Source organism: Bradyrhizobium sp. NBAIM18, assembly GCF_020193825.1.
Classification (GTDB): domain Bacteria; phylum Pseudomonadota; class Alphaproteobacteria; order Rhizobiales; family Xanthobacteraceae; genus Bradyrhizobium; species Bradyrhizobium yuanmingense.
Genome location: NZ_JADYVO010000002.1, coordinates 408329 through 423234 on the forward strand (window position 1 = coordinate 408329; position 14906 = coordinate 423234).

Annotated in this window: 12 protein-coding genes and 1 pseudogene; 7 read left to right on the forward strand and 6 right to left on the reverse strand. The window is 65.2% G+C overall.

The window, feature by feature from the left end:
* The first annotated feature begins 37 nt into the window (after positions 1–37).
* The gene (locus I6F17_RS06025) at positions 38–946 is read left to right on the forward strand and encodes a LysR family transcriptional regulator (protein ID WP_225124245.1); all 909 of its coding nucleotides are present in this window, start codon (positions 38–40) and stop codon (positions 944–946) included.
* A gap of 138 nt (positions 947–1084) precedes the next feature.
* Here the strand turns inward: I6F17_RS06025 and I6F17_RS06030 are convergent, their stop codons facing one another.
* Positions 1085–1705 (reverse strand): TetR/AcrR family transcriptional regulator, encoded by a 621-nt coding sequence (locus I6F17_RS06030; RefSeq protein WP_036001077.1) that lies wholly within the window; start codon positions 1703–1705, stop codon positions 1085–1087.
* Between the two features lie 69 nt (positions 1706–1774).
* Positions 1775–2302, reverse strand: a complete 528-nt coding sequence (locus tag I6F17_RS06035) for a PaaI family thioesterase (RefSeq protein ID WP_225124246.1) — start codon at positions 2300–2302, stop codon at positions 1775–1777.
* Positions 2303–2457: 155 nt separating this feature from the next.
* Here I6F17_RS06035 and I6F17_RS06040 point away from each other — a divergent pair, with 155 nt between their 5' ends.
* The 4 genes and pseudogenes from I6F17_RS06040 to I6F17_RS06055 all read left to right on the forward strand — a co-directional run bounded on the left by I6F17_RS06040 (position 2458) and on the right by I6F17_RS06055 (position 7763).
* A complete protein-coding gene (locus tag I6F17_RS06040) occupies positions 2458–3228 on the forward strand; it encodes an enoyl-CoA hydratase (protein WP_225124247.1) in 771 nt (256 codons plus the stop codon).
* Positions 3229–3531: 303 nt separating this feature from the next.
* Positions 3532–4723: pseudogene (locus I6F17_RS06045) on the forward strand (acetyl-CoA C-acyltransferase).
* A gap of 110 nt (positions 4724–4833) precedes the next feature.
* On the forward strand, positions 4834–6123 hold the full coding sequence (locus tag I6F17_RS06050) for an MFS transporter (protein WP_225124248.1): 1290 nt from the start codon (positions 4834–4836) through the stop codon (positions 6121–6123).
* Between the two features lie 164 nt (positions 6124–6287).
* Positions 6288–7763 carry an FAD-binding oxidoreductase gene (locus I6F17_RS06055; protein WP_225124249.1) on the forward strand — a complete coding sequence of 492 codons (1476 nt, stop codon included), beginning with the start codon at positions 6288–6290 and terminating at the stop codon, positions 7761–7763.
* Between the two features lie 97 nt (positions 7764–7860).
* On the opposite strand, the gene I6F17_RS06060 is transcribed toward I6F17_RS06055, so the two are convergent.
* The 4 genes from I6F17_RS06060 to I6F17_RS06075 all read right to left on the reverse strand — a co-directional run bounded on the left by I6F17_RS06060 (position 7861) and on the right by I6F17_RS06075 (position 13172).
* Entirely contained in the window at positions 7861–8454 is a 594-nt protein-coding gene (locus I6F17_RS06060) for a hypothetical protein (RefSeq protein ID WP_225124250.1), read from the reverse strand.
* A gap of 280 nt (positions 8455–8734) precedes the next feature.
* Positions 8735–10432 (reverse strand): GMC oxidoreductase, encoded by a 1698-nt coding sequence (locus tag I6F17_RS06065; RefSeq protein ID WP_225124251.1) that lies wholly within the window; start codon positions 10430–10432, stop codon positions 8735–8737.
* A 276-nt stretch (positions 10433–10708) separates the two neighbouring features.
* A complete protein-coding gene (locus I6F17_RS06070) occupies positions 10709–12268 on the reverse strand; it encodes a carboxyl transferase domain-containing protein (protein WP_036001111.1) in 1560 nt (519 codons plus the stop codon).
* Entirely contained in the window at positions 12198–13172 is a 975-nt protein-coding gene (locus I6F17_RS06075) for a helix-turn-helix domain-containing protein (protein ID WP_225124252.1), read from the reverse strand. The genes I6F17_RS06070 and I6F17_RS06075 overlap by 71 nt, the downstream gene beginning before the upstream one ends.
* Before the next feature lie 95 nt (positions 13173–13267).
* Here I6F17_RS06075 and I6F17_RS06080 point away from each other — a divergent pair, with 95 nt between their 5' ends.
* Both I6F17_RS06080 and I6F17_RS06085 read left to right on the forward strand, forming a co-directional pair.
* On the forward strand, positions 13268–13489 hold the full coding sequence (locus I6F17_RS06080) for a biotin/lipoyl-containing protein (protein ID WP_225124253.1): 222 nt from the start codon (positions 13268–13270) through the stop codon (positions 13487–13489).
* A gap of 167 nt (positions 13490–13656) precedes the next feature.
* Positions 13657–14823 carry a TAXI family TRAP transporter solute-binding subunit gene (locus I6F17_RS06085; protein ID WP_225124254.1) on the forward strand — a complete coding sequence of 389 codons (1167 nt, stop codon included), beginning with the start codon at positions 13657–13659 and terminating at the stop codon, positions 14821–14823.
* Positions 14824–14906 lie beyond the last annotated feature (83 nt).

The window sequence follows — 14906 nt, forward strand, 5'->3', positions numbered from 1 at the left end:
ATTCAAGTCTGAGATAATGCACCATAGATGTGCGAAAATGCCGGATCAAGGCGCTATCGATTGGGACGACTTTCGCTTCGTGCTGGCCATCGTGCGGGGCGGCTCGGTGTCGGCTGCGGCAAAACAGCTGGGGGTCGACCATGCCACGGTGATCCGCCGCGTCGACCGGCTGGAGAAGCACCTCTCGGCCAAGCTGTTCGACCGGCGCAAGACCGGCTACCTCCTCACCGAGGCCGGCCAGCGCGTCGCCGACAGCGCCGAAGCCATGGAATCGACTATTGTTGCCAATCAGGAGCAGGTCGGCGGCTCCGTGGCGCGGCTGACCGGGACGGTGCGGATCGGCGCGCCTGATGGGTTCGGCACCGCCTTCCTGGCGCCGCGGCTGACGCCGTTCGCGGACCGCTATCCCGATCTCGATTTGCAACTTGTGGCCACCGCGCGGCTGTTCAGCCTCTCCAAGCGCGAGGCCGACATCGCCATCAGCCTGACCATGCCCAAGGAAGGCCGCATCGTCGGCCGCAAGCTGCTCGACTATCGCCTTGGGCTCTACGCGGCCCCCGCCTATCTCGACCGCTTCCCGAAAATCGCCTCGCGGCAGGATCTGACGCAGCACCGCTTCGTCGGTTACATCGAGGAACTCCTGTTCACGCCGGAGCTCGACTATCTGCCGCAGGTGTCGCCGCGAATCTCGGCGCGCTTCCGCAGCGCCAATCTGATCGCCCAGCTCAACGCCACGCTCTCAGGCTTCGGCATCGCGGTGCTGCCGCATTTCATGGCGAGCGACTATCCGCAGCTCGTCGCCGTGCTGCCCGACGAAATCTCGATCACGCGGACGTTCTGGATGCTGATGCACGCCGACAGCAAGGACCTGGCGCGGATCAGGGCCGTGGCGGATTACATCTCGGAGATTGTCGAGCGCGAGCGGGCGTTGTTTGCTGGGCGGTGAGCGACGGTCTCGTAGGGTGGGTTAGCCGAAGGCGTAACCCACCTCTTCCGTCTCCGCGGACGAACACAGTGGTGGGTTACGCCAAGCGAATGCGCTTCGCGCAATCGCATGGCTAACCCACCCTACACGGCATCTCGCCTAATTCTGTTTCGCCTTCTTCGCGGCCGCCACCTTCGACTCACGCTTCGCTCCCTCGAGCGCGTGGTCCCGGCCGGCCTTCAGCATCTCGTCGGACAATTCGCTCGAGCCGGCGATGCGCGCCAGCAGCATGGTTCCGGCCATCGTCGCGAGCGTCGCGATCGCCTGCTTGCGTGCCGCCTTGCGCGGCATGTTCGGGATGGTGTCGGTCAGGGCCTCGATCATCTCATCCAGCTTGCCGGCAAAGGCCTTGCGTGTCTTCGGGCTCTCGCGGGCGATCTCGGCTCCCAGCGCGGGAATCGAGCAGCCGTGACCGGGATTGTCGCGATGCAGCGTGGACAAATAGCTTTCCGCGATCAGCGCCAACCGCTTTTCCGGAGCGACCTCGCCGGTGAGCTTGCGCCAGTGTTCCATCGAACGGTCCATCGCGTAGGCAAAAGCCTCGATCACCAGCGCCTCGCGGGAATCGAAATGCGCGTAAAAGCCGCCGTGGGTCAGGCCCGCCTCCTTCATGAGGTCGGCGACGCCGATACCGTGGGCACCCTTCTCCCGCAGCCGCACCGAGGCCTTCTTCACGATGCGATCGTGGGTTTCCTGCTTGTGTTCCCGGGAATAGCGCATGCGGATCTCATTGAATGTCGGAGATCATCTCATAACACGCAAATGCCGAGATGGGTGCATTAATTCATGTCAAGTTGTGCCGATCATGGAGAAGGTCGCAGTTGCATGGACCGCAAGTGCGCCCTTGCCGTCCCGCACAAAACCCTCGGTGTAGCTGGTCTGGCGTCCTAGCTTGATCACCTTGCCCTCGGCCGAAATCAGCCCGGAACGCACCGACAGGGGGCGCAGATAAGTCAGCTTCAGATCGAGGGTCACCGAGCTTTGTCCGGCCTCCAGCCTGGTCGAGATGGCGCATCCCATGGCCGTATCGAGCAGCGCTGCGGCGGTCGCGCCATGGAGAAGTCCGATGGTGTTTTCGAGATCCTCGCGCGGCTCCAGTTCCATGACGATCCGGCCCGGCTCGACCACGGCCATGGTGAAACCTATCAGCTTGGCGAAGGGCGGCGGCGGCAGGCGGCCGTCGCGGATGCCCAGCATGGCATCCATGCCCGACAGACCCATCGCCGCCCGCGCCACCGGCGCAGGCACCTGCCAGTCCACTACGCGTTCCCGCCTCTGCGTGGGCGAAAACAGGTCGGGTTGATCGTCACCGGTCATGGCAGCCTCTTTAGATGATATGCGTCATGCTATGCCACGGACTTCACGCTGGCAACCCGCCCTCCCCGCCGCTTGACAAGACGTACGTTTCGGCCCGGAAGTGATCCCGACCGGCGCGCCCCGCGCATGTCCACGAAACCTTTCGAGATCCCACGATGGAAATGCTCAACAATCATTGCGGCGTGACGCGCGATGCGCGCGGCGTCGTGCATGTCGCGATCTGCAACGCCGGCCCGCTCAACATCCTCGGCTCGCCCGTGACCGACGCCGTGCGCGAAGGCCTGGAGCAGCTCGCATCCGACCGCAGCATCCGCGTCGTGGTGCTGCGCGGACAGAGCGAGAAGAGCCTGATCGGCGGAGCCGACATCAAGGAGATGGCCGGGCTCGACCAGACATCCGCCGAGGCCTTCATCAGCCGCCTGCGCGATCTCTGCGAGGCGATGCGCGCCTTCCCGGCCCCGGTCATCGCACGCATGCCGGGCTGGTGCCTCGGCGGCGGGCTCGAAGTGGCGGCGGCCTGCGACTTCCGCGTCGCCGCGCATGATGCCCATTTCGGCATGCCCGAGGTGCGTGTCGGCATCCCCTCGGTGATTCACGCCGCGCTGCTGCCGCGCCTGATCGGCTGGGCCCGCGCGCGCTGGCTGGTGATGACGGCCGAGAACATTGATGCCCCGACGGCGCTGGCATGGGGGCTGATCGACAAGGTCGCCGCGCCCGGCGAGCTGGATGTCGAGGTCGAGCACGTGGTGAACGCCTTGCTCGAATGCGGCCCCCAGGCGCTGCGGTCGCAAAAGGCGTTGTTGCGGCAATGGGAGGAACTGCCGCTGACCGAGTCGGTGAATTTGAGCGTGAAAGTGTTCGGCGAGTCGTTCCTGACGGACGAGCCGACGCGGCTGATGGGCGCGTTTGTCAACCGGAAGCGGTAGACGCGAGGAAGCAACAGCGCAGCCAAGAAAAGACGGTGTCATGCCCCGCCTAGTGCGCAATTGCGAACGGGGGTGGGGCCCCCAGTACGCCGCGCCTTCTCGGTTCTAGCCGCGTGGCCTCTGGAATACTGGATTGCCCGCCTTCGCGGGCAATGACAGCGTACTGTGGGGAAGCAGCCCCCCAACCGCACGACCAAATCTCATCCGACCCACGACATTTTCTCATCCCTGCCGCGGTTGCATTTTTTGCGCCGCATCATATGATGATCATAATCCTACAAATCATCGCCAGGGAACCCCATCATGGCCGAAGCCGCCGATCCCGTCGTCATCGTCTCTGCCGCACGCACCCCGCTCGGCCGCTTCATGGGGCGAGTTGTCGTCGCTCCCCGCGCACAAGCTCGGCTCGCACGTGATTGGCGCGGCGCTGGAACGCGCCAAGCTCGCGCCCGAGAAGGTCGACGAGGTCTTCATGGGCTGCGTGCTGCCGGCAGGCCAAGGTCAGGCGCCGGCGCGGCAGGCAGCACGGAGCGCCGGTTTGCCCGATGCGACCGGCGCCACCACCGTCAACAAGGTCTGCGGTTCCGGCATGAAGGCGACCATGCTGGCGCACGACATCATCCGCGCCGGCTCGGCCGACATCGTCGTCTCCGGCGGCATGGAGAGCATGAGCAACGCGCCCTACCTGCTCGCCAAGGCGCGCGGCGGCTATCGCGTCGGCCACGACCGCATCATCGACCACATGATGATGGACGGCCTGGAGGACGCCTACGAGACCGGCCGTTCCATGGGCGATTTCGGCGAAGCCACGGCGGAAGCCTATCAATTCACCCGCAGGGATCAGGACGCCTATGCGATGGAGACGCTGAGTCGCGCCCGCAAGGCCGTCGAGGGCGGCGCGTTCAGGGCCGAGATTGCGCCGATCACGCTGACCGAAAAGGCCGGACCGCGCGTGATCGCCAATGACGAGCATCCGCTCAAGGTCGACCCCGCCAAGATCCCCGGATTGAAGCCGGCGTTCCGCGCCAACGGCACCATCACGCCGGCCGCCTCCTCCGCCAATGCCGACGGCGCCGCAGCGCTGGTGCTGACGAAGCGCGCGCTTGCTGACCGGGGCGGCCTGCCTGTTCTCGCCGAGATCAAGGGCCACGCCACCCACAGCCAGGAGCCGCAATGGTTCACCACGGCGCCGATCCCGGCGATCCGCAAGCTGCTGGACAAGGTCGGCTGGAGTGCGGGCGATGTCGACCTGTTCGAGATCAACGAGGCCTTTGCCGTGGTGGCGATGGCGGCGCAGCGCGACCTCGGCATTCCCGGCGAGAAGCTCAACGTCAACGGCGGCGCCTGCGCGCTGGGCCACCCCATCGGCGCCACCGGCGCGCGGCTGATCGTGACGCTGCTGCATGCGCTGGAGGCCAACAACCTCAAGCGCGGCATCGCCGCACTCTGCATCGGCGGCGGTGAAGCCACGGCCATCGCGGTGGAACGCCGCTGACGCGGACGTCCGGAAACGAGGGAACTCTGTCATTTGCGACAGATACATCCCGTGTCATTCTCTAGACTGACGCAGGTCTGTCTCGGCCTGCCCATCAATGTTGAGGCCCAATGATCTCGAACTGGCTCGCGGCAGCACTGTCCCGCCGTAACATTCATTACGGTTGGATGATGGTCGGCGTGACTTTCCTCACCGCGCTGATCAGCGCCGGCACGGTCGGCGCGCCCGGCGTGTTCATCGTTCCCCTGCAGAAGGAGTTCGGCTGGAGCACGGCGGAGATCTCGTCCGCGCTGTCGATCCGCTTCATCCTGTTCGGACTGATGGCGCCGTTCGCGGCCGCCCTGCTCAACCGCTATGGCCTGCGCAACGTCACGCTGGCGGCACAGCTGATCGTGGTCTCGGCGCTCGTGCTCTCGCTCGGCATGACGGAGGTCTGGCAGCTCATTGCCCTCTGGGGCGTGGTGATCGGGATCGGCACCGGCATGACGGCCTTGGTGCTCGGCGCGACCATCGCCACGCGCTGGTTCGCGGCACGACGCGGCCTCGTCATCGGCATCATGACGGCGAGCGTTGCCACCGGCCAGCTCGTGTTCCTGCCGCTGCTGGCAAGCCTCACCGACCGCTATGGCTGGCGCCTCGCGCTCGGCCTCGTCTGCATCATGCTCGGTGTTTCCGCGCTGGCCGTGCTGCTCGCGATGCGTGACCGCCCCAGCGACGTCGGCCTGCGGCCGTTCGGCGACGAAGGCACCGCACCCTTGCCCGCGCCGCCCGTCAGCCACGGCTCGATCACGGGCGTTGCACTCGGCACGCTGCGCGACGCCTCGACGTCGATGACGTTCTGGATCCTGTTCGCGACCTTCTTCATCTGCGGCGCCTCCACCAACGGGCTGGTGCAGGTGCACCTGATCCCGATGTGCCTCGATTTCGGCATCCCGCAGGTGCAGGCGGCGAGCCTGCTGGCGGCGATGGGCATCTTCGACTTCTTCGGCACGATCATGTCGGGCTGGCTGTCCGACCGCTACGACAATCGCTGGCTCCTGTTCTGGTACTACGGCCTGCGCGGGCTCTCGCTGATCTTCCTGCCGTTCAGCGATTTCTCCTTCTACGGCCTCTCGGTCTTCGCGATGTTCTATGGTCTCGACTGGATCGCGACGGTGCCGCCGACGGTGCGGCTCACCGCGCAAAAATTCGGGCCCGAGCGCGCCAATCTGGTGTTCGGCTGGATATTCGCCGGCCATCAGCTCGGCGCCGGCGCCGCGGCGTTCGGCGCGGGGTTCTCGCGCACAGTCTACCAGAGCTACCTGCCCGCCTTCTTCATCGCCGGCGCGCTCTGCGTGTTCGCGGCCTTGATCGTGCTGGCGCTGTCGCGGCAGCCGAAACTGCAGCCGGCGGCGGCCTGAAGCCGGCTTACGACCCGATCGTGATGGTGACGCCTGACCCGGCGGCGTCACCATCCGCAGGTCGCGCTCGGCCACATTCCCATTAGACTCCTCGCGCCAAACGTGGACAATGCCCTCCGCACGTCATCGTGCGCAGTGCACACCAAGATGCGCCAGAGGAAACAATGCCGGCTGCCTTCCCATCGTCCCCGCCCGTCATCCCAACCGCCCCCTTGACCGCCGAGATGCGCGATGCGTTGCGCGCGATCGTCGGCGAGAAAGGCCTGATCGAGGACGAGCACGACAAGCAGCCGTTCGTGACGGATTGGCGCGGATTGCTGGTCGGCAGCGCCGGCGCGGTCATTCGCCCTGGGAGCACCGAGGAGGTCTCAAGCGTGGTCCGGCTCTGCCATGAGCAGGGCGTCGCGATCGTGCCGCAGGGCGGCAACACCGGTCTGATGGGCGGGGCGACGCCCTGGCCTGCGCACACCGGCATCGTGCTGTCGCTCGGCCGGATGAACCGCATCCTGGATGTCGATCCCGTCGGCTATTCGATGACGGTCGAGGCCGGATGCGTGTTACAGACGCTTCAGGAGACCGCAAGCGAGCACGACCGCTTCCTGCCGCTCAGCCTCGGCGCCCAGGGCTCCTGCATGATCGGCGGCAATCTCTCGACCAACGCCGGCGGCGTGCAGGTGCTGCGCTATGGCAATGCCCGCAATCTCGTGCTGGGGCTCGAAGTCGTGCTGCCGAATGGCGAGGTCTGGGACGGATTGCGCGCGCTCAAGAAGGACAACACCGGTTACGACCTCAAGCATTTGTTCATGGGCGCCGAGGGGACGCTGGGCATCATCACCAAGGCCGTGCTCAAGCTGTGGCCGGCGCCGAAGGACGTCTGCACGGCGTGGCTGGCGGTCCGCGATCCCCGCGCGGCGCTGGAAATTCTGTCCGAGGCGCACGCGGCATCCGAGGACAATGTCGGCTCCTGCGAGCTGCTCAGCCGGGCGGCCATCGACCTTTCCCTGCGCCACATTCCCGGCACGCAGGATCCGCTGAAGGCGGACACGCCCTGGTACCTGCTGCTGGAATGGTCGTCGGCGCGCCCGCGGCAGGACGGAACCGAGGGCATGTCCGGCAAGATGGAGCAGTTTCTCGCCGATCAGCTCGAAGCCGGCCGCGTGCTGGATGCGGCGATCGCGCACACATTCGGTCAATCGCGCAACATGTGGCGCATCCGCGAAGCCATGGCGGAGGCCTCCCGCGCCGGGGGACCGGGGATCAGTTTCGACGTGTCGGTGGCGATCTCCAGAATCCCGGAGTTCATCGACAAGGGCCTCAGGGCCGTGCTCGGCATTCTCCCGACCATCCGGCCCTATCCGCTCGGCCATATCGGCGACGGCAATCTGCACTTTTCGTTCATGGGGCCGAAGGGCATGGACCAGCAGACGCTGAACCAATACACGGCCGCCATCACGCGCGCCGTCAACGATCTCGTCACCTCCATGGGCGGCTCAATCTCGGCGGAGCACGGCATCGGCATCGACAAGCTCGACGAGCTCAGCCACTACCGCTCGAAGACCGAGCTCGACATCATGCGCGCCATCAAACGCGCGCTCGATCCGCACAACATTATGAATCCCGGCAAGGTGCTCCGACTGTGATCGGCTCGGCGCCCGGCGCCAACAATTTGTTTCGGCGTTGGCGGGTCGCAAAGATGTTGCGACCCGTCCGCCGTTTTTGGAGTGCTATCCGCTGGCCTCAAGCCACCGAGCCGCCGCGCGGGTTGACAATCGTATACCCTCGCAGCGAACGCGCGTGGATTCGCGTCGCGCGCCCACCCGAGTTGGCGTCATAGGCCATCCAGACGTCGCCTCCGAGGTGCTGCTCAAGGACGAACACGTGTCCTCGTCGCGCAGCAACCATTCCCGGCGCGGGTGATGTCCTGGGAAAGCGGAGCCAATTGGACGCAAGATTTAATTCCGGCACGATACGGCCGAACACGCGCAGAGCCGCGCCGCAGCCGCAGAACGACGAAGGGCAACCGGCCGGACGGCCACCGACAATGCGAGTGCCGTGGGCACCGGAGACGGCCGCCGGCGTGGTCGTGCTCCCAGCGTCAGTCACCGTCAGTTGTGTCGAGCGGTACGCTTGCAGTGTGGGCCTGGAAATCAGCGAAGATCTGGAAGCCAGTGAGGGCCTGGCAGCCCGCTCGCGTCGCGTCTGCGAATAGGAGAAGTCGCAGGGCATGGTGACGTTGCATTCAGGAGCTTGATGAATGCGATAAGGGCGCGCTTCCGAAGCGACAGAACCCAGGGCAACGAAGACGCACGCAGAAAATACTCGCTTGAACATTGCAGGACTCCAAATGAGAGACCCTGCCCCGGGGCAAAGAGACCAATAACAGTTTGGCTGAAATGGGCCTAAAGCGCGGCTGAAACGGGCTGCGATCGTGCGCCACGACTGCACGACCTCATAGCCTACACGTAGCGCCTGAGATGATTAACTCGCAGCGCTCGAATGCTCGATCAGCGCGTCAAGCTCGCGGCATGCAACCAAGTCAGACCGCGCGAGGCAAGTATCGATCAGGGCTCCTCCTCCCCGCACTGCCCGGATCGCCAAAACTCGCTGCCGCTCATTGCATCATTGCGGCCGCGATCTTCTCCGCCGACATCAACACCGGAAAGTTGGTGTTGGCGCATGGCACCACCGGGAAGATCGAGGCATCGACGACGCGCAGCCCCTGCACGCCCTTGACGCGGCCCTGATTGTCGACCACCGCCATCGGATCCTCAGTGCGGCCCATGCGGCACGAGCACGAGGCGTGCCAGACGCCGATCGTCGCCTTGCGCACGAAGGCTTCCAGCGCCTCGTCGTCGTTCATCACCTGATCGAAGGTGAAGCCTTCGACGACGAAATTGTCGATCATGTAGTGACGCAGCGCCGCCGGCCCGTCCATCAGGGTCGCGGCAATCGTGGTGAGAATCTTGTTCCTGGTGTTGACCACGCCGATCTTGCGGACGCGATCGGTATAGGCGGCCGGAAACGGCTTGTCCGTCACCTTCCTGACCACCTCGCTCATCTGGATCGCCGCCATCTTGCGGAAACCGCTCATCAGGCGATCGAGATCGCGGCGGTCGGACAGCAGGTTGAACTCGACGATCGGCTCTGCCGAGGGATCGCGCGAGGCGAGCTTGACCTGTCCGGTCTCGGAATAGGTCTTGTTGACGAAGGTCAGGAGCGAGCCGATCTGCGCGCCGACGGCGTGCCAGGCCGATTTGCTGATGACGACGACGAACATGTCGCCCTTGGGCACATCAGGCAGCCCGGAGGAATAGCGCAGGCCGAGCTGCATGTGACGCCTGGTGTGCTCGTTCATGCGCGCGCCGCGGCGGACAAAGGACGACAGCGAGATCGAGGGATGATCCATCAGACGTTGGCCGACGCCCGGCAAGGCCGCCAGCACGGGAATGCCCAGGTCCTTGAGGTGACCGACGGGGCCGATGCCGGCGCGGAGCAGATGCGCCGGCGAATGAATGGCGCCGCTGGAGAGAATGATCTCGCGTCCGCGGAATTCCTGCTCGCGTCCGTCGACCATCGCCTTCACACCGACGCAGCGCGTGCCTTCGAACAGCAGCTCTCGTACCTGCGTGTTGGTGGAGATCGCAAGGTTCACACGTGCGCGGGTGTCGCGATCGAGATAACCCATCGCGGCCGAGACGCGCTGCTCGGCCTGGTTGGAATGCGTCACGGGGAAGAAGCCGTCGACGAATTCGCCGTTCTGGTCGGCCACGAATTGATGGCCGGCCTGCTGGAAGGCCTGCGCGAACGCCTCCGAATGCCGCGTCCAGTGCTCGCGCGGGATGCGGCGGACAGGGATCCTTCCGTCCTTGCCGTGATACGGTCCGTCGAAATCGAGGTCGCGCTCCACCTTCTTGAAGAACGGCAGCACGTCAGCCCACGACCACCCCTCGGCGCCGCGCGCCTCCCATTCATCGTAGTCGGTCGGCGCGCCGCGGTTGGCCATCTGCCCGTTGATCGACGAGCCCCCGCCCAGCACGCGCGCCTGCTCGTATTTGCGCAAAGGAGGCCGCGACTCCTCGGGATTGTTGTGGCTGACGACCTGGGTCGTCACCTTGAGCTCGGTCCAGTGAAAGCGCGGATCGAAATAGGCGGTGCCGGGATAGCTGTCCCTGATTTCGGCTGGCTCGTTGCCGGGTGGCGTGTCCTGACCGGCTTCGCAGAGCAGGACCTTGTTGGCGCTCCTGGCGGAGAGCCGGTGGGCCAGCACGGACCCCGCCGAGCCGCCGCCCACGATGATGAAGTCGTACACGATTGGCGCTTCCTCTTGTTCTTGTTGGCGGAGCTTACCGCGTTATTGTTTTGCCGTGGAAGTGTCTTGGATTGTGTCGATGCCGCACCTCGTGTCCCGGACGCAGTGCAACGCTTCAAGCGTTGCGGCGCTGAGCCGGGACCCAGGAGGCTCCGGATTCGCTGTGGCATGGGCCCCGGCTCTGCAGCGCACTGCTGAACTGGACGATGCTTCGCATCGCCAGGGCAGCGGCGCGCTGCGTCCGGGGCACGAGCGTCATGACTTGGCACAAGGATGCTACGGCCTGATCGTCATATTCTCCGGCGGCCCCGGCTTTCGCAGCGGCTCCGCGAGCCGGGCAAACTCGCACAGCAGCGATCGCGTCTTCCTGGGATCGATGATCTCCTCGACCCAGAATTTTTCGGCCGAGCGGAACGGCGAGCGGAGCTTGTTGAGCCGCTCCTCGATCTCCTTCAGCTTCGCCGCCTTGTCTTCCGCCGCGTCGATGTCGGCGCGGTAGGCGGCTTCGATGCCGCCTTCGAGCGGCAGCGAGCCCCAATAGGCCGAGGGCCAGGCATAGCGGATCGAGAAGCGGTCGGCCGGCTGGTGCACGACACCGGCGACGCCGAAGGCGTTGCGCAGGATCACGGTGCACCAGGGCACGGTGGTCTGGTTCACCGCCGCCATGGCACGCACGCCGTGGCGGATGGTGGCGGCCTTCTCCGCATCAAGGCCGATCATGAAACCGGGGCAATCCATGAGATAGACGACCGGCAGGTGGAAGGTCTCGGCGAAGTCGACCCAGCGCACCACTTTCTGGCAGGCATCCGCGGTCCAGGAGCCGCCGTAATGAAAGCTGTCGCTGGCGAGCAACAGCACCGCCCTGCCCTCGAGCCGCGCGAGACCGACAATGATCGGCTTGCCGAAGTTCTTGGCGACCTCGAAGAACGAGCCCTTGTCGACGACGGACTCGATGATCGGCCGCATCTTGTAGACCTGCTTGCGGTTGCGCGGCACCGCGTTCATCAGCGCTTCGTCGCTACGTTCAGGACTGTCCGTGCAGGGCAAGGTCGGCGGCAGCTCGTAGACCGATGACGGCAGGTAGGAGAGGAAGCGCCGCGCGCAGGCGAACGCCTCCTCCTCGGTGTCGACCGCATGATCCACCGCGCCGGCGCGGGTCTGGATATCGGCGCCGCCGAGCTCCTCCTTGGTAAGGTCCTGCCCCAGCGCCTTCACTACCGGCGGACCCGCGACGAACATCGCGGACTTCCGCGTCATGATGGAATAGTGGCTGGCGGCAAGACGCGCGGCGCCCAGGCCCGCCACCGAGCCGAGGCCGAGCGCGACCACCGGCACGCGCGACAGATTCTCCGTCGTGAAGCGATACCAGCGCGTGCCGCCGATGCCGCCGGGCAGATTGGCCGCGCCCTTGGTCTCGATGGTCTTGACCGAGCCGCCGCCGCCGGAGCCTTCGATGATGCGGACGATGGGCAGGCGGAAATCGTGCGCCATCTCCTCCGCCATCAGCGGCTTGGCCGAGATCGACGCATCCGCCGAGCCGCCGCGCACGGTGAAATCGTCGCCGACCACGACCAATGTGCGGCCGTCGACGCGCGCGCGGCCGAACACGCAATTGGCCGGCGTGAGCTTCTTCAGATCGCCGCTGGAATCGTACTCACCGATGCCGGAGACGGCACCGATCTCGTGAAAGCTGCCTTTGTCGATCAGCTTGTCGATACGCTCCCGAACAGTCAGCCGGCCCTGGTCATGCTGTCGCTTGACCTTGTCAACGCCGCCCATCTCCCGCGCGAAGGCTTCGCGCCGGGCGAGCTCGTCGAGTTCCGGCTTCCAGTTCATTCACTCCCTCCGAATGGATCGGCTTGTTATTGTTGTGCACGGCCATGGCGACCGGCTTACGCGAGATACGGTTGTTGAAGGCGTCGCCTTCCGCGCCTTCCATCAGGCTGCCGAGCGAGCGGCCAAGCTGGAGCATCAGCGGTGCGACTTCCTCGTGCAGACGCTGCTCGTCATACATCGCCGACAGAAGGCCGATCGTGATGACCACGAAGGTCTGGTACTGCGGCGACCAGATCGGCACCGCGAGGCCGTTGATGTGCGGGCTCCACAGGCCGCAGGCGACGACATAGCCGCGCTCGCGCAGCATCTGCCGGTTGGCCTCGATGCGGGGCTTGAGAATCTTCGCAGCCTCGGGCGCTTCCCGCTCCATGTCCGCGACGAAGGCATCACCCACTTCCGGCGCGAGCGCCGCGGTGTAGGCCGCGCCCGCGGCGGTCGAGGCCATCGAGATGCGGCTGCCGGTGCCCTCGTGCAGGCCGAGCGCAGTCGCCGAACGCGCGAACTGGAGATAGACGAGATGGAAGCGGTCGGGGACGACGAAGCCGACCGTGCCCGGCAGCTGCTCGGCGACTTCCTGCAGCCGCTGGCGAATCATGCTGCGCAGCTGCGCGCCCTTCATCATCGAAGCACTCATCGCCACCGCGCTCGGGCCGATGCGATACTTCTGGTCGCGCGGGAGATACACGAGCTGGCCCATGCGGGTCAGCGTATGCGTGAGCCGCGATACCGTCGAGCGCGGCAGACCGCAGCGATTTGAAATCTCGAGATTGCCGAGTCGCGCCTCGTGGCCCTCGAAGCATCGCAATACGTCGAACGCGCGCGACACCACCTGGATCACATCACCCTCACCGGCTTCGCCAGCGAGCGCACCTTGCCTGCTCAACCGCTCCGAACGTCGTCCCATGATCCCTACCGTTGTGTTCCGCTGTGCGGAATTAAATTCCACTTGCAGACGACGCTACCTCAGGCATTTTGCGACGACAACAAAAAGGCGATGGCATGCCAGAAATTAAGATCGTCACGGAGGTCGCGGGACGCATCTGCGCAACTCCCGTGCAAGTTGGAGGAACCGTCGCGGATGGCGATGACGTTGTGGTGGTCGAAGCGATGAAGATGGAGATCCCAGTGCCCTCGCCCGCAAACGGCACCCTCACATCGCTTCTGGTAAAGGTCGATGACGTCGTTGCGGAGGGACAGGCGATAGCGATCGTCGCGAGCTGAGCGTCTTATCCGGTCTTTTCCGCGACAATGTGTCAGTCGCATTCCCACGCGCGCTGTATGGCGTTGCCATCGCTTGATCGCGGTGACATGATCGGTTTCAAACAAAACGTTGTTTCAAACAAAGAATGAAAATCTTCGCGGCAAAGCGAAGATCATTGGAGGGAAACATGCTTCGTGGGCTGCTCGTGCTCGCGCCTGCTCTGGTGGCGGGCATTTCTTTTGCGTCTACACGCTATTCGTCCGCCGAAGACATCAAGCTGCCGGCGACATTGACCTTCACCGCCTATGACACCGGCACCGCCGGATTCAACATCGCGGTCGGCGTCGGCAAGATGATGAAGGACAAGTACGGCACCGACGTGCGCGTGCTCCCCGCAGGCAACGACGTCGCGCGCCTCGCGCCGCTGCGCGCCAAGCGCGCGGTTTCCGCGGCGATGGGGTCGGGCACCTACTTCGCGCAGGAAGGCGTGTTCGAGTTCGGCTCGAAGGAATGGGGTCCGCAGCCGCTGCAGACCCTGCTCTCGACCGTCGACTGCAATTGCGCCTCGCTTGCGGTGGCCGCCGACACCGGCGTGAAGGAGCTGAAGGACCTCAAGGGCAAGCGCGTCGGCTTCGTGGTCGGCTCGCCCGCGCTGAACCAGAACTCGCTCGCGGTGCTCGCCTTCGCCGGGCTGACGCAAAAGGACGTCAAGGCTGTCGAGTTCGCCAGCTACGGCGCGATGTGGAAAGGGCTGATCAACAACGACGTCGATGCCGCCTTCGGCACCACCATCACCGGCCCCGCCAAGGAGGCCGAGACTTCGCCGCGCGGCCTGATCTGGCCACCGCTGCCCGCCAAGGACAAGGAAGGCTGGGCGCGGATGCAGAAGGTCGGCTCGTTCTTCTTCCCGCAGCTTGCGACTTGCGGTGCCGGCATCTCGCCGGAGAAGCCGATCGAGCTCGGCAATTATCCCTACCCGATCTTCGTCGCCTACGCCTCGCAACCGGCCGACCAGGTCTATGCGATCACCAAGGCGATGATCGTCAACTACGACGCTTATAAGGACTCCGCGCCCGGCGCCGGCGGACTCGCGGCCAACCGCCAGACCAAGAACTGGGTGGTGCCGGTGCATCCCGGCGCGGTGAAGGCGTTGAAAGAGGCCGGCCAATGGAGCGACGCTCAGGAGGCACACAACAACCAGCTGATCAAGCGGCAGGAGGTGCTGGCGGCCGCCTGGGCCGATTACGGCAAGTCCAATCCGCCGTCGGACGACAAGGCGTTCCTCGACGGCTGGACGAAGGCGCGTGCCGCCGCGCTAGCGAAAGCGGGCATGCCGAACGGGTTCGAGGAATAGAGTGAGGTGTTGTTAGGCGTGATCGTTGCCTCGCGAGAAGTGCGCCCCCTCTCCCGCTTGCGGGAGAGGGTTGAGGAGAGGGT

Excerpts from the sequence above, each read along its gene's own strand:
- I6F17_RS06025 (WP_225124245.1), top strand. The coding sequence starts at position 38 with ATGCCGGATCAAGGCGCTATCGATTGGGACGACTTTCGCTTCGTGCTG.
- I6F17_RS06030 (WP_036001077.1), bottom strand. The coding sequence starts at position 1,705 with ATGCGCTATTCCCGGGAACACAAGCAGGAAACCCACGATCGCATCGTG.
- I6F17_RS06035 (WP_225124246.1), bottom strand. The coding sequence starts at position 2,302 with ATGACCGGTGACGATCAACCCGACCTGTTTTCGCCCACGCAGAGGCGG.
- I6F17_RS06040 (WP_225124247.1), top strand. The coding sequence starts at position 2,458 with ATGGAAATGCTCAACAATCATTGCGGCGTGACGCGCGATGCGCGCGGC.
- I6F17_RS06050 (WP_225124248.1), top strand. The coding sequence starts at position 4,834 with ATGATCTCGAACTGGCTCGCGGCAGCACTGTCCCGCCGTAACATTCAT.
- I6F17_RS06055 (WP_225124249.1), top strand. The coding sequence starts at position 6,288 with ATGCCGGCTGCCTTCCCATCGTCCCCGCCCGTCATCCCAACCGCCCCC.
- I6F17_RS06060 (WP_225124250.1), bottom strand. The coding sequence starts at position 8,454 with ATGTTCAAGCGAGTATTTTCTGCGTGCGTCTTCGTTGCCCTGGGTTCT.
- I6F17_RS06070 (WP_036001111.1), bottom strand. The coding sequence starts at position 12,268 with ATGAACTGGAAGCCGGAACTCGACGAGCTCGCCCGGCGCGAAGCCTTC.
- I6F17_RS06075 (WP_225124252.1), bottom strand. The coding sequence starts at position 13,172 with ATGGGACGACGTTCGGAGCGGTTGAGCAGGCAAGGTGCGCTCGCTGGC.
- I6F17_RS06080 (WP_225124253.1), top strand. The coding sequence starts at position 13,268 with ATGCCAGAAATTAAGATCGTCACGGAGGTCGCGGGACGCATCTGCGCA.
- I6F17_RS06085 (WP_225124254.1), top strand. The coding sequence starts at position 13,657 with ATGCTTCGTGGGCTGCTCGTGCTCGCGCCTGCTCTGGTGGCGGGCATT.